Source organism: Paenibacillus sp. LjRoot153, from assembly GCF_964253085.1.
Lineage (GTDB): Bacteria > Bacillota > Bacilli > Paenibacillales > NBRC-103111 > Paenibacillus_E.
This window is the reverse complement of sequence record NZ_CAXUQH020000001.1, coordinates 2,908,798-2,924,285: the sequence shown is the minus strand read 5'-3', so window position 1 is coordinate 2,924,285 and position 15,488 is coordinate 2,908,798. Positions and strand designations below refer to the sequence as shown.

The window sequence follows — 15,488 nt, the reverse complement described above, 5'->3', positions numbered from 1 at the left end:
CATTACTCCTTTCAATGGGTAATTTAGTTAACTTTAATAATGCATTTATAAATTGTTCCGTATTGGTTGCTTACAGCAGTGATCATTGCAGTTCCTGCTTTCAGTGCAGTCACGACCCCGGTCATGGAGTTAATTGTAGCTACAGCAGGCATATCTGAAGTCAAAGTCAGTGTGTTTATTGCTGCATCGGAAGATACCCCGCCTATCGTTAGGTTGTACTTAAGTGGCGTAGTTTCTCCTACGTTCAGTACAATTGTCGGCAAATGTGTAACACTGTCATTCGTCAGTGTAAGTCCAGCGCCGTAAGTTGCTGTCGTAACAGAATTAAATAACGTCCCAATCTCATTGCTTGCGATTTTAGAGAAGCCAATCGTTGGACCAGATGGCGTTTTATATGTGTAGTTCATCAACGCGTTCCCAACTTTGTCAACGACAACCGATGGATATTCATAGGTCTCACCATTGTTCATGCCATCCTTAATCATGATCGGCTTCCAAGTCAACCCTTCATCGGAAGAAAGCAATAAACTGAAAGAACTTCTATTACCGTCTTGCGTAGTCTTAACTGCACTTCGTGCGGTTTCTTGATTTGTAGCTATTAACCAGTCGCCATTTGGAAGCTTAGAAAGTTCAAAGCCGCCATCATTTTTCAAGTAAGGATCGACTCTCGGAACACTCCACGTTACCCCGTTATCGGTTGACTCTGAGTATGTCGTGTGCCATGCCATACGTCCGTTTCTGCCATCTAACTTACCGCTTCTAAAGTAACCGCGAATCGTGCCATCATTCTTTTGAATCAGTGAGCCTTGAATCGTACCTGAGCCCACAATAGGGTCACTAAATTTCCAGGTGATGCCGTGATCGTCGGTATATGCGCAAACTGAATTTGACAACGAATCCGAATACAACGGCAAAATTAATCGTTTGGTTACACCATCTGCAAGTGTTACTTCAATCGGTTTATTTTTCGTTTGCCATCCAAGTCTGCGGTAAATTGGCCCCCATGTGTTCACGTTATTATCTGCACCGGAAGCACGTTCAATTGAATTTTTAATAATTGGCGGCTCATATTTGGTATAACCACCAGTACCATTCGGAGTAAAGACTCCTGTGGTAAGCAGATTGACGACTTCAGCTGTTCTACCTTCATATACATCATCGTAAGGCTTTGCGGCATTCAAATATGTAATGTACTGATCGTATTTATTTCTCATCGAGACAACAAAGCTGTCTGTAATATAACGCGTAGCAGCGTCAAACTTTGAAGTTACGGGTACATACTTTGACGGATCCAGAGGACTATTAGCAGTCACTGAACTTGGTTTTACAAACTTAATATCAGCACCCTTGATGCCATAGGTCCATTGTCCATTTGAGTACTTACCTTCACCAACCATGCCATCGCCAACATTGGTATAGATTGGCTGTGGATAGTGCCACTTCGCGTTTCCGCCATTGCGAGTGTTATACTCATAGCTGCCCTTATCGGCATACATGAACTTCGTTTGCGTTGATACCCATTGTCCGTTATATATGACGCCGTAGAACAGCCAAAGTCTTTCTGTGCTATCTACAAAAAGAACCGGGTTGTTATCTGGGAAATCCCATGTATCATAAACAACAAATGGTTCTGTCCAAGTTTTCCCGCCATCCTTCGAGCGAGAACCGATCAGTTTGGTTAAATTCCCGTCTCTTTCGCCATTTCCGTTAAACCATACAGAGAAGAGCGTGCCATCTCGCAGTTCAACCATCGTAGAACCATGATTGGCAAGAGTGTCGACGGGCATCATTCTAGCATGGGTAATGCCTTCCGGCGCTGCTGCATCCGCAACTACAGAACTTAACATACTAAAAATTAACATTAGAGATAATAAGAGGCTTAAACGTTTCTTCTTCTTCAAACCGCTCACGTCCTTTCATAAATCCAACTTTTTTGTATACGCTTACATTGCAATCAGTGAATTCAACTACCTTTTATTCATTTCCGTATTTTTATTTCATAGATTAGATCCTCCCATGCCATTGGTTTGCCTTACAAAAGGATATTAGCACACCATTTTTGAGCATTTGAATAGCCAAATCGGCGTTTTATAGTACCGTTTATCCGCTTTTCGGACCGTGATTCATTTCTCCGCTATGATGCAAATAGCTACTAAACGTGTAATCCTTTACTTTTACAGTCCGTAATGCCGGATCGTCTTAAACTGCTCATCTGGAATAAAATAAATGGGCATCATCTCCAATATTTAGATAAACGTTGTCACGAAATACCCAAAAAATAAAAAAGGAGAACCTCTTAGGTCCCCCCCAAAAATTATTTACGCATCCAGTACATCAAGTATTCCATGAGAAAGACCCTCAATTCAACTCATCGTAACGGTCTAATATTTGTTTCGGTGAAGCAGTACCTACCCCGTCCAGCTTCCGAATGGAAACAGCAGCAGCCAAGTGAGAGAATGCTACCGCCATCGTTCCGCTGCAGCCTGCTCCCAATGCTGAGATCAAAGCTGCATTGAACGAATCTCCGGCTCCGGTGATATCAATGGGTGGCGCAACAGCTTCTGTCGGAACAAATGTACACAATTGATTTTCAATCCACATTGCACCTTTATCACCTAAAGTAATACAACATGGTTTGCCCACTTGATCCGACAATTGAAGCCCTGCTCTAACCATTTCGTGCTGACTTTCTTGTAGGAGGATGGAATTCTTATTTATACTTCGCAATACTTCGACTTCATTAGGTTTTACAATCAATCCACGAAATAAGCTAATTCTGTTGCGGCTATCGACGACAATCAGTTTCCCCTGGGCCGACCAATATTGCAATCTTTCCAATACTGCGGCATTCACAACCCCGTTATCAACTTGATCAATGACACCGATCACATCAACGTGGGCAGCCATCCGGTCCAGGTCCTCCAATAGCTGCAATGTCGAAGCTTCCGATAGTTCTGTCCGATTGACAAAGTCATGTCGGCTATCTTCCTGTCGGACCCCCTGCAAGCCATGTCGGATTGTTTTGCAATAAGTTGGTGTATAACGATGTTGATCTCTTTGAGAGTAAGAATAATCCACGTTATGCTCACTAAACTTATCCATTAACAGATTTCCTCGCCAATCATTTCCAAATACAGAGCAAATCGACACTTTTGCACAATTTAATTTGGTAAAATTAACAGCTACATTACCAGCTGCACCAGGAGAATGTTCCTCTTGGGTGATGGGCAGGTTATAATGGGGCGTTTCTCTGGACAACTCACTTATTGTCATGTCGGCATGCCAGTAGATGTCTAAACAGGCATCGCCGACAACGCCTACTCTCAAAGAAGAAATTCGCTGCAAAATATCAACTACTTGATTGCGTGTTAGTGAATGATCTCCTGGTGATATGAAAGGCTGATTATGGGGTATTTGCATTCCGATCGCAACCTTCTCCTTTCTTTCATTTACATGAATCCACAGAAGTTAAATTCCTCCATACAGCTGGAATTGTCTCTTGATGCAGACCTTCGAAATGATAACCTTTCCCTCCCAAGCTGGTAGGACGATGAATGATATTTTTTCGCGGTCTGTAATAATAATCCCAATCCTCATATCCGACCTTGCTATGATAATCTCCCAGTTGGACGATATCGAAATTGGCGGTAACAATACGTTGAACCGTATGGCCTAAGTTTCGGGAAATCGATAAGGCCTTCAGGAAAACTTCAGGTCCGGTAACCGTAGAGCCAAAGTTGAGAAATGCTCCACCATCTAGTCTGGAAACGGTATGTGCATACATATGAAAATCCCTGCCGCTTGCACCGCCCTGTGTCGCAAAATTCACATCAGGATGTTGCTGAATGGCATCCGTACCGATTGTAATATGAGTTGTGCATGGAATGCCCTGCTTCAAGCAAGCGAATAAGAGACTGCTGTCCCTATATGGGAATTGATCGTGCTCCACTTCCATTGCATGCATCAAGCTTTCCCCGTATCCCATCTTATTCCCATAGCCATATTCCAAAGCAGCATGAAGCCTACTGCCGGGTTCCTGCCACATGCCCAATTTCCCTTTTGCCAGGGAGTCCTCATCCAATTCCTCTGTATGACCAAATGCAGCCAGCTCAAAATCCTGAAATGCTGCGGCACCATTTAACGCCAGATGCGTGATGAATCCCTGTTGGATCAGATCGATAAGAAACAGATTCACTCCGCTTCCAATCACATTCCCACCCAGGTTGACCAGAATGGACTTCCCGCATAGCCGGATCGCTTTCAAGCTAGAAATAAATTCAGTAAAAGGCTGCTCTTCTTGACCCTTCCATTCTAACGGTTCTTCCTGTTCAGGCTTAAGTAATTGACCGAAGTGGAACCGATCAGAGCGCTCTGATACTGGAAATAACGTAAACTTAGCAGCATCAAGCTTGTTTGTGTATGTTAGAGGCTTAAAAGTTAGACCTAATTGCCTCTTACGCTCTAAGATTCGATGGAATAACTGAGGTATAGTAACCTGATGCAGCCCATGGAACAGCATTCCTTCTCCGCCGATCCCCACTAACCTCTCCACCATATTGCGGCGAGGACGGTAATAATAGTCTGGTTCTCTTTCAGAGGGTGTTGAATCGCCTTGCACCGGTACAATATCAAAGTTGGCAGCGACGATTCCGCTCATTGGCAGTTGTGCATTGCGGCAAAGACTTAGCGCTTTCAGGAAAATCTCTGGACCGGATATCGCTGAGCCGAAATTTAGAAACACACCGCCCTGCTCCATACCGGAAATCGACTGACACATCGTTTCAAAGTCTCTCCCGCTGGTAGCTCCAAGAGCCTGAAAATCAACACTGGGATGTTGATGAATGATATCCGTCCCAATCGAGATGTGACATGTATAAGGGACACCGGCCAACTGACATTGAACGAACACACAATCCTCGTAATGGGGAAATTGTTCCGGGTTCCGCTCTAGATATCGATATAAGCTCTCCCCATATCCTAATCCAGCATGCATTCCCTGTATAATCGCTTCATTTATAAACTTTCCTGTTTCCTCCCACATCCCGAAGGAACCGTCCTCAATCGAAGCGGCAACATCCTCTGAGGTTTCGCCAAGGAAAGCCAATTCAAAATCATGAATACTCGTTGCGCCGTTGCCGGACACATGGGTCAGAATGCCATGCCGTACCATCTCGATAATATAGCGTGACATGCCATTCTTAATGACATGAGCGCCCATTGACCAGACGACTGGCATCCCAGCAGCACGTGTTTGAACAATTTTCTCTACCAAAGTGTCGAATGCTTGTTCTGACATTGGATGCTTGGGCCATAACGCTGGCGTATCCGTATAGGGCTCTGCCATATTCTTAATCGTCACCAGATTCGTTCGCGTGTACACGGAGTTGGTCCGGATATTATCAAAAGAGAGCAAAGGTGCACGTTTCATTGCTTATTCCCTTCCTTCACTTCAAATTCCAGCCAGGAAAAGCTATCCTCCGCGATCTAATAAGAGGAGAATTTGTATTGCAGCAGGATCGATCGGTATTGCCGATATATGATGTCATCGGTAATCCAGCAGCCGCTACTACGTTACATACGATATGATCACCTCTCAATCGTCCTTCATATCGACAGGCCCAGAGCATTGAGCCACTGTTCTGCCTTAAGGAAGTCGCCTGTAATCCAATCCGCTCCAGCCTTCTCTAATCTCGCTCGTTTATCCGGATTTATCCCTTCTCTTCTTCGCTCGTCAGTTGCCAAGCCGATCGCGATAGCCCCTCGTTTTTTAGCTAGCCCGATCTCCACTTTTCCATCACCAATCACAGCCAGCTGCCGCCCTGACAACCCATTGTGCTCCATTAAGTCAACAAGCACTTTCTCTTTCGAGCACTCTGCCTTCCCGACAGGAGCTCCGACAATTTGTTTGAAATAATGGGAAATTCCAAGCACCTCCGCTTCCCTCACCACATCGGGATGGTCGGTTCCACTTGCTACATACATTTCAATGCCGCGCTGCTGTAGAAGATTAAGGAAAGCTAGCGAGCCCTTCATAAGAAAGTCCTCCGCTTGCAATCTACCTTGATCGAGTAACTCGACCTTCTCTTTTACCTGCAGCAGCAGCCGGCGATTATATTCGGCTTTATACTCCCATTCATCAAAAATTTGGGGGTTCCAAGCTTTACGGCGAACCGTCTCAGCCAACCAGCGCATTTGATAAATCGTCTGTATTCCCGTGGAATCCTCGATATAATCCATAATTTCTTGCTTGAGAGCACTTTCCTCTACTTCAGACAGCTTGACGTTACCCGTTATACATTCCTTCATAAAAGGAGCCATAACATCCTCCCAGCCTTCGCGAAGCGTGGACAATGTCCCATCAAAATCAAATAACACTGTGGTCAGCGCCGCCATCATGTCAGCCCTCCGTTTATTTGTTAAGTTACATCTTCATTTTGATTCTGAAGGTTTTGAGCTCATATGGCTTGAAGAATGCAGTAAAATGATCACTTTTCCCCTGGATAGCCTCGGCTTCCCGCTCCATCAAATTGACTTCCTCAACCATCTCAATGGCAAAATAGCTGCGGAAGTGCGCTTTCCCTCTTTTACCGCCATACTCATAACAACGAACGATCCAATCATCTGTGTCTTCTGCCCGCTTAATCGTATCCACTGATACGTGTTCGCATTCACAAGTGAAGAAGCTAAGTTTCTGTGGCAATCCTGCTGTACTCTGCTGATCCTTTGCAACTCTCATTGGAATGATCGGCGTATTCAATCGCTGTGCATACATTTGCGTGCCAGCAGTGAACCAATCTCCTGCATGCGGCAGCAGCGAGTAAGTGAAACTATGCTCCCCGATATCCGCAGCAGCATCTGGGCTGATCGCTGACTTTATCAAAGTCAACCGCATCGTTTGCTCGACCACATCATGACCATATTTGCAATCATTCAGCAAACTCACTCCATAATCCCTTTCCGATAGATCGATCCACCGCTGAGCACAGGTTTCAAAACGGGCATAATCCCAGCTGGTATTCCAGTGCGTTGGACGCTGTACATTCCCATATTGAATTTCATAAGTGGCTGTCGTCGATCGAATATTAACAGGAAAAGCAACCTTCAATAATTGCTGAGGCTCATGCCAGGACACCTCGGTAATGAAGTCAATTCGCGGATGAGTCGTATACAGCATCAGGTTCTGACGAATCTCCGAATTCCCATAGGTCCATACAAAACGAATGACAGCGCGCAGCGATCCGCATTCCACGACTTCGACCGACTTCAATTGCTCAATGTGTCGGGTTTTCTCCAAATAGAATATATCAATATCCCATGCATCATGATCTGCCGGTTTATCTTCATGCACATCCAGACGGTTGCCAACTTCTCCCTCGAGCAGGACATCACGATCGTTAACCTTGTCATATATCCGAGTCATCTGCCCATTGGAATTCCACTCCAGCTCATAAAATGGCGTAGATGCTCCTTTTCGTGAAGCGGTAATCGGCGTTTTCAGTTTGCTTTGCGCTGCTTTCTCGGGGATCTCAGAAGAACGTATGAACGTATATCCCATCGCTGGAATTTGTACTTCAATTAACGATTTAGACTCTTCCTCATCAATTTCGATCACTTCTTCCCTCGCCCAAGGAAGGGAATTAAACAGTAAATATCCGGCATGACCCTCGGTATTCACTGATTGGGTCAAACCTTTCATACTATCCATCAGCGGACCCTCAGCCAGTTGCTCCGCCTCCGCATATTCGACATGACAATCCTCATACACCTCGGCGATGGAGGATCCAGGGAGAATATCATGGAATTGATTACGAAGCACAATTTTCCAACTGTCAAACAGCGAGGCTTGCTGATATTGGGCGAACCCTGCTATAGTGCTGTAGAATGTAGACACCATCTCCGCATTGCGAAGCAAATTCTCCATGTGACGGTTCATCTTTTTATTATAAGCTTGGGAGGTATACGTCCCTCTGTGCAATTCAAGGTACAGCTCACCATCCCAACGATGAACGTAACGATCGGTAGTATTAACCTTCTCCTCCAACTCATTAAAAAATTCATCGGCACGTCCGGTCACCACCTTAGGCAAACCCGGCATATGCTCCAAACGTCTTCTCATCTCCAGCATCGTCCTTGTTGGTCCGCCGCCTCCGTCTCCATAACCGAAGGATAACAACAGTTCATTATTAATTTCCTTGTCGCGATAATCCCGCCATATTCCTGCTGTGGTTTGCGGAAGCACATGTCCATTATAGGTATAAAACTTCAGCATACTTGTAGGACTTCGGTACGGGTCGGGTGTCGTAATAAAATGCGTGAGGATCTCTGTACCATCTATGCCAGACCAATGGAACGTATCGTGAGGGAATCGATTGTATACGTTCCAGCTGATCTTCGTTGTCATAAAATAGCGTAAGCCAGCTTTTTTGAGTATTTGAGGCAAGGCCCAGCTGTATCCAAATACATCGGGAAGCCATAAATATTCACAGCGGGCACCAAACTTCTGCTCATAATATCTTTGACCGTAGACGAGCTGTCGAACCAATGATTCGCCTGAAGGAATATTACAATCCGATTCTAACCACATGGCCCCGCCGGCTTCCCAACGTCCTTCCTGAACTCGCTGTTCGATTTGCCCGAAAATCTCCGGATAGTCTTTCTCTAAATAATCATATAACTGAGGTTGGGTTTGCAGAAAAAAATATTCCGGAAATTGTTCCATAAAGCGCAGTACCGTCGAAAAAGAACGGGCCGCTTTCTCTCTTGTATGCTTCAATCTCCATAACCAAGCTACATCAATATGTGTGTGCCCAATACACCGAACAGTTACTTCATTTGTTTTAGGTATTTCCTGTAAATCCTCATGCAGCTTACGGTTAGCCTTACCAATGCTGCTGTAGAAATCAGGACTGCCCGGGTCACGCCAATCGATCAGAAGGAATGCCCTATCCAGTGCTTGCATAAGTCGTCCGTATTCGTAACCATTGCTGTCTAAAACCTGAAGAGTATGCCAAACTGCTAGCGACGTGTAGTACAAGTCATCCGCATCGATATCGAGTACAGCCAATGAGGAATGTTTAATTTCGTGCTCCAGATCACTGCGAATACCCGTATTGCCGTTTAATCCCGACCAAATTTTGAAAAGCAGCTCCAGCTTCTGCCCAACCAGCTCTTCCGGCATAAATACTTCCATGTGATTGCTGCCTACACCTTGGAAAGGCCTCCCATTCACATACAACAATGATTCAAACCCTGAGTTATGCCCCTCGCCTGTTTTTCCAAAATCGAATAACCCCAGGACCTTCTGACCAGCCCACTCGTTAGGTATCGTCACTTCAGCTCTCATCCATGCGGTAACATCTCTGCCTTTCCATCGGTTGCCCAAGGCTATTGAACCCCATTCGGTATCAGATGCCGGCATGCTGCCAATAACAGCTTCCACATCCACCCAAAAATCAAACCTAGGAATCTGCCTATGATTCTTGTACCGGTATTTCTCCAATTCCGTAATCCGTCTCTCCAACTTCTTCTCAGTCAGCAACATTGGATTCAAACTACTCAAGGTTATTCCTCCCGTACTTCATTATTTTTAGAGCATTCATTTAACGTCAACTGAGAGATATAAGTTATTAATTCATCCGCAATCCGCTCATGGCAGGGGTCAAACGGTAAAATCGGTTCTCTCACGTGTGGGGTTTCGTATATGCCTTGCCTGTATAGGAGTCGTTTAAAAAAATGGATGGACACATCCAGATGCTGATTCGCAAATGCCAAAACGGGCAGCAGCTGATAAAATATCCTTACAGCCTCTTCTCTTTTCCCTTCCGCGTACTTTCGGTATATCGTGGTATACACTTCATGCATACCAGTCGGCATAAAAGCATGAATCCCACGGTCCAATCCTTCAATAAACTGTGTCACGGCCCATCCTCCAGCAACATGCAGGCCGCCGCCCGTCGCTTCCAGGACCTGACTGTACTTTACACCAGCAGGAACCACTTCGATTTTATAGCTGCGGAAGGCCTCAATCTCGCGGAATAGCTTGGCGATTAGCGGCACAGGCACACCGAAACCAGAAGGATCCCAGTCTTGCAGCATCAAAAAGCCAGGATTAACACCGGCAATCACCCGCACATCCCGCTCGTATTGCTGATCATCCTGATACGGAATATTCACAAGGATTCCAGCACATCCAAGTCCGATAAATTGTTCTGCATACTTCAACCTTTCAACAGGAGAAGCCGCCGTTGCTCCTCCGATGACTGGAACACGGCCGCCTGCTTCCTCCACCACAACCTGAGTCATACGTAGCCTTTCCTCTGGTGTCAAGTGATATAGTTCAGCAGCCAGACCAGGCACAAGAAAGCCCACGACCCCCGCGTCCATTGCCAACCGGACATTTCGCCGCAGCGAAGCCTCGTCAAGCTCGTTCTGTATGGTGAACGGGGTGTTCAAAACCGTAATAATACCGCGCATGGTTAATGGATCCACAATTGCCTCACTCCTTGCTTTTAAAATGTCCTGTTCAAAGATTTTTGGATAGTGCAACCTCAGTATAAGCGCCTCGTCAAAGCGAGAACATCTCCAAATTGCCATATCGTGAACCATTTAGCTCCTCCAGGGTATGTGCCATTTTTCCGCTTATGTTTCATTTAACCACACGTACAAAAGAGGCTGCCTAATGGCAGCCCCTTTCGCTTGTTTGATTATTTTCCGAGAAGGTTTACTATGCGTATGAAGGTACGTTATGACTAGGCAAGAAGAACTCAAACTGAATTTTTCACTCTACAGGTGCTAGTGGATCTGACTGAATCGATAGACCAATACCAGCTACATCCGTTACATTCACACGGCGGACTTATAAGTATAATCACACCGAACGAGTGTATCACTTATTGGAGTAACTTTGACGCAACAAACGCAAGATCACTAATATCGATCTTATTATCGTTATTCATATCTGCAATCTTAGCTGCCGCCCAGTCTGTGCTATTGGAATTCTTACCGTAATAGTAAGCAACCATCGCAAGATCACCTACATTGATGCTTCCATCCTTGTTAAGGTCTGCAGACTTAACAACAGCTGCCTTGAAGGTATCGCTTGCATTGCCTAGTGCTGTTGCGGCACTGTCAACCTGGGACTGTGTCGCACTTTGGTTGTCTTTTACAGCTTTTGCTACAATGAGGGATGCACCGAATACATCCTTGGCTGCCTGCGGGTATTGACCTGCCGCTGTACCAACGACCGCTGCGTCATAAAAGCCCTGTGCACTCGTAATGGCTGTTATCAAAGCGGTCTTATCTACAACTACTCCAATACTGCCTACTGAAATGCTCTTACTGCCAAGCTCCGCTTGAATCACAGTTCCCTCTGGAGCCACACCAAGCTTTACCTGGGCAGCTGCAATTGTTCCGCTGGTATTCTGAACACCAGCCTTTACCTTGAAGGTTAGATTTAGAACCGGTGTACTGGCTCCAGATATCCCTCCCCCCGTATTAGCGGTGATGAGTCTCACTTTCCCAGCGGTGGCTTTATCCTCTGATACGATCTGGATGTTGTTTGCACCTGCCGCACTCACATAGTCAAATATGTTGGAATCATAAGATAAGGTGATGTCCTGGGCATAAACACTTTGTGTCACATTGTTCAGGCTAACTCCCACTGTAAAGCTGCTTCCAGGCTGCACACTGATGTCTGCTGAAATGGCAGCTGTAGGTACAAGCGGCTGAGGCCAAACAGGATCTGTGGTTGCATCGCTTGTGGTTACATATATCCGGTCTATGATTAAGCCAGATTCCCTTCCCCATAAGTTCAATTCATGCACACCAGCGGTAATATTCAATGGAGTGCCACCAGTTACAAGTGTACCCCCATTACTGAGATTGACCCATTTAAACTGACTGTTACTCACGTTCTGAATACCGTTAGAAGTGAATTTATACGTATTATCCAATCCAACGTGGACGGAGTCCGTTTGGAAACTATGACTCTTGGCAAGTATCCAGACATAGTAGGTTCCTGCAGTTGTAAAGTTGATCTTGTAATTCAGTCGGGAACCAGCAGCGAGGCTAGCAGCATCAGTACCTGGTGTGACAGCAATACCATCATCTGGACTAAATTGCATAGCTTTCGTGGACAATCCGTCAACAAGCGACCAGGTATGGCCATTTGCGGTGCCAAATACATAGGCATTGGCTGAGTTTGCTGCTGCAGCTTCTGCCTCAACGGCCACGATGGCTGGTGTATTAAAATTAATGGTATATACCGTAGCTTGTAAGCCTTCCCTGCTTACAGTCACCGTGGCCTTTCCGGGTACCGCCGATGCTTGTATAATCGTAACACTCGCGCCAAGATCATTTGAAGCAGCAGTAACTTGCGGCGGAACCGATCCTGCAGGAACATCTAGAGAATAGGTGTATGCACTTGGACTAAACCCATTCACTTGTGTATCGTTTACCTGGAGTGACTTCAAATTCGTATCAAAGTTTGAACCAACCAACTTGTCATCTAATTTGAAATAGTCGAAGTCAACGTAACCACCTGTTGTCTTTGTTGAATAATTGAATAAGGCAAATCGGTAGCCCATAAAATGAGGAAGTGTATATGACATTTGAAGTGTATTTCCTATGGATGACCAACGCTCACCGTCAAGACTGAAATAGAACTTTGCTTTATCTGTCCTATTCTTAAAGTCCAATTCAGTCCTTACATATACGGTGTTCTGAGTAAGGGGGACACTTGCTACTTCCACTGCTGACCCTGAACTTCCATTCACCATAACAACAGATTTTGTAGTGCCGGACATTTTAACACCGACAAACCCGTAGTTCTGTTGGAAGGCGGCAATTCCTGCATAATCCCCGTCTTTCATATGGCTAACATCGATAGCAATTGTTCCTGAACTTTCCGGTCCGAAGGTTCTTTGTGTAAGCGTATTTTTGGCATCAAGAATACTAGTGCTCGTTCTTCCGGTAGTGAGTCTTAGATACCCTGACCGATTGGTAAGAGACCAGAATCTATTATCAGGATTATGGTTCCATTGCCATACTAATGCCAGATTGGATCCATTGTAGTCATTTTCGCCACTAGCTACTTCTGTATGATAAGCACCAACTTTCTCATTTCTCTGATCAAAGTTATCTGATGAAACCCAGGATTTTGAAAGTGCAGCAGGAATCCCAGTGTCATTGACATCCCCGAATACAGGCCATCCATCCTGACTCCAAGTCATCGGCACAATGTAAGGTATACGTCCTACGGACCCATAATCCTGAAACAACATGCCGTACCATTTTCCGTCAGCCTCTTGAACAATCCCCCCCTGTGCTACACCAGCACTGTTGGAAGTACTACCCGATCTTAAAGCAATCTTTCCTTCATAAGTGCCATCTATTGTATCAGCCCTGTGTACTAATTCAGTACGAATGCTTCCTGATGGCCATGATATATTGAAGATGTAATATTTACCGTTAATTTTATGAATGTGCGAGCCTTCAGCTCCAAGACCACCGGATCCTCCGGGAGCGCTTGCATTTTGAATGATTGTTTTATTCATTCCGCCTGCTTTGATCGCTGTGGCATCTGAAGTAAGTTCAATAATCTTAATGGCTCCGCCGCCATATACCATATATACACGTCCGTCATCATCAAACAGCAATGACATATCATGATAAACACCACCGGCAAGCTCATACTTTTCCCATGTGCCCTTTTCTATGTCAGTGGTTTGAAAGATATACGTTTTACCCGTATCATTGGAGGCAAATACCACATAAAACTTGCCATTATTGTATCTTATGCTGCTTGCCCATGAGCCTTGCCCGTATATGTTCTGCCCATTCGAAAGCGTTTGTTTATCCGTAGACGCAAGAATATCATACACATAATTGACGATCTCCCAATTTACAAGATCCTTGGACTTCATGATAGGAACACCAGGATTCACGTGCATGGTAGTACTGGTCATATAATAAGTATCATTTACTCTGATCACATCAACATCCGGTACATCCGCCCATATTATTGGGTTCTTGGCAATTGGTGTATAAACGTCTGCATAGAAAGTTGTAACACTTTTCCCCTTAAGCATGGCTTGAAGTGAGCTTCCATTTACAGTGGTATCGCCTAAATTTGCAATATTCTCACTAGACGAAGTTCTATAAGTAGTAAACGATTTTACAGCTTTACCATTTACATTGAACGTTAATGCAGTGTCATTGTCATTGTCATTTATAGCTGTAATAACTAACTTTCCATTGGAAGGGTCTTTATACGCAGTTGTATATACACCCGTTGCTGGGGTTACATCCGAATTGACTCTTTTATAACCCGGCCTGATAAATCTGCTGTATTGACCAAGAGTAAACAATCTTTTATTCAAATCGTAACTTTTGACAGCACCATTATCATCCGTATGAAATGTAATTAGTGCGCCTTTGTCTCCAACAGAATTTACACTGTCTTTTGTGTTATTCCAAAGCCACCAGTAGTTAAACGCATTTACTTCTGCTACCGTCATATCCTTATGAATCATTTTCGCCCAATAGATACCGTCATTTATGGTTGGATCATTGAGTTCACCTATAGAAGCTTCTGTCACCCATAACTTTTTATTATAAAGCTTCGTTTGCGTCAACCACTTCGCTCCAAGATTTGGATCTTGTTGATTTACGGCATACTGGTGTACACCTACAATATCTACGCGATCCCTGCTATCGGCATCATTCAATGCTGGAACAGCCAGATCTTCGCTGAAATTTAACCCCTCTGGCATAATAAGCTTCGCAGTCACACCTTTTTGGGCAAAGGTAGGCTTTAGATAACCCTTTATAAAATTGTTAAAATCATCCCCAGTCCAACTGCTAGATTCATAATTCGGCGCCCAGTTTGGCTCATTTTGTATAGATATGGCTGAGATATCGATTCCCTTATTGGTCTTAAATCCAGTCACATAGTCAGCTAGGAAATCAGCATATGCCTGATATTTATCAGTTCTGAGCTTACCACCGATTTCTCCGAATGTTCCTGTGCTGCCAGTCTTCATAAACGGCGGAGGTGTCCAGGGAGTAGTGAAAAATTTGGTTACGTTATAATCAGTTTTTATTTTATTAAAAAGCCAGGTTGTACCATTAATATCCCAATTATTCCAATTCCATGTGCCTGATTCCGATACGATGTCATAAGGAAGCCTGTTTCTAACCATACTAAGACCTGCGCCATTAGAAGTACTAAAAAGCGCATCCAGTATTTCCTTCTGTGGTGGGTTTGCGAGATTTTGTACAATCCCTGTCGACCAGGCGTTGGATGCACCAAAGCCGTCGATTTCCTGCTTTTCAATATTATAATCAATATTAACTGTAGGTACAGCTGCAGCATTTGTACTCGTATTAAAACTAAGCATAGATGTTAATATCAGACTAAGACAAAGAGAAATTTTTAAAGTTGCTCTTGATTTAGCTTTTTCTTTCCCCATTTTTTACTTCCCTTCATA

Annotated in this window: 7 protein-coding genes; all 7 read right to left on the bottom strand. The window is 44.6% G+C overall.

The window, feature by feature from the left end; translation table 11 throughout:
* Positions 1-23 precede the first annotated feature (23 nt).
* Complete coding sequence (locus tag ACSQ8P_RS12365) at positions 24-1,862, bottom strand: exo-alpha-sialidase (RefSeq protein WP_436235450.1); 1,839 nt, start codon at positions 1,860-1,862, stop codon at positions 24-26.
* A 496-nt stretch (positions 1,863-2,358) separates the two neighbouring features.
* The gene (locus ACSQ8P_RS12360; RefSeq protein ID WP_436235449.1) at positions 2,359-3,420 is read right to left on the bottom strand and encodes a bifunctional heptose 7-phosphate kinase/heptose 1-phosphate adenyltransferase; all 1,062 of its coding nucleotides are present in this window, start codon (positions 3,418-3,420) and stop codon (positions 2,359-2,361) included.
* 25 nt (positions 3,421-3,445) lie between these two features.
* Positions 3,446-5,428, bottom strand: a complete 1,983-nt coding sequence (locus ACSQ8P_RS12355; RefSeq protein WP_436235448.1) for a hypothetical protein — start codon at positions 5,426-5,428, stop codon at positions 3,446-3,448.
* Positions 5,429-5,604: 176 nt separating this feature from the next.
* Complete coding sequence (locus ACSQ8P_RS12350) at positions 5,605-6,396, bottom strand: HAD family hydrolase (RefSeq protein WP_436235447.1); 792 nt, start codon at positions 6,394-6,396, stop codon at positions 5,605-5,607.
* Positions 6,397-6,421: 25 nt separating this feature from the next.
* Positions 6,422-9,559: an alpha-mannosidase gene (locus ACSQ8P_RS12345; RefSeq protein WP_436235446.1), complete on the bottom strand. Its 3,138-nt coding sequence runs from the start codon at positions 9,557-9,559 to the stop codon at positions 6,422-6,424.
* Between the two features lie 2 nt (positions 9,560-9,561).
* Complete coding sequence (locus tag ACSQ8P_RS12340; protein WP_436235445.1) at positions 9,562-10,488, bottom strand: dihydrodipicolinate synthase family protein; 927 nt, start codon at positions 10,486-10,488, stop codon at positions 9,562-9,564.
* A 401-nt stretch (positions 10,489-10,889) separates the two neighbouring features.
* Positions 10,890-15,470 (bottom strand): family 43 glycosylhydrolase, encoded by a 4,581-nt coding sequence (locus tag ACSQ8P_RS12335; RefSeq protein ID WP_436235444.1) that lies wholly within the window; start codon positions 15,468-15,470, stop codon positions 10,890-10,892.
* Positions 15,471-15,488 lie beyond the last annotated feature (18 nt).

Excerpts from the sequence above, each read along its gene's own strand:
- ACSQ8P_RS12365 (WP_436235450.1), bottom strand. The coding sequence starts at position 1,862 with ATGTTAATTTTTAGTATGTTAAGTTCTGTAGTTGCGGATGCAGCAGCG.
- ACSQ8P_RS12360 (WP_436235449.1), bottom strand. The coding sequence starts at position 3,420 with ATGCAAATACCCCATAATCAGCCTTTCATATCACCAGGAGATCATTCA.
- ACSQ8P_RS12355 (WP_436235448.1), bottom strand. The coding sequence starts at position 5,428 with ATGAAACGTGCACCTTTGCTCTCTTTTGATAATATCCGGACCAACTCC.
- ACSQ8P_RS12350 (WP_436235447.1), bottom strand. The coding sequence starts at position 6,396 with ATGATGGCGGCGCTGACCACAGTGTTATTTGATTTTGATGGGACATTG.
- ACSQ8P_RS12335 (WP_436235444.1), bottom strand. The coding sequence starts at position 15,470 with ATGGGGAAAGAAAAAGCTAAATCAAGAGCAACTTTAAAAATTTCTCTT.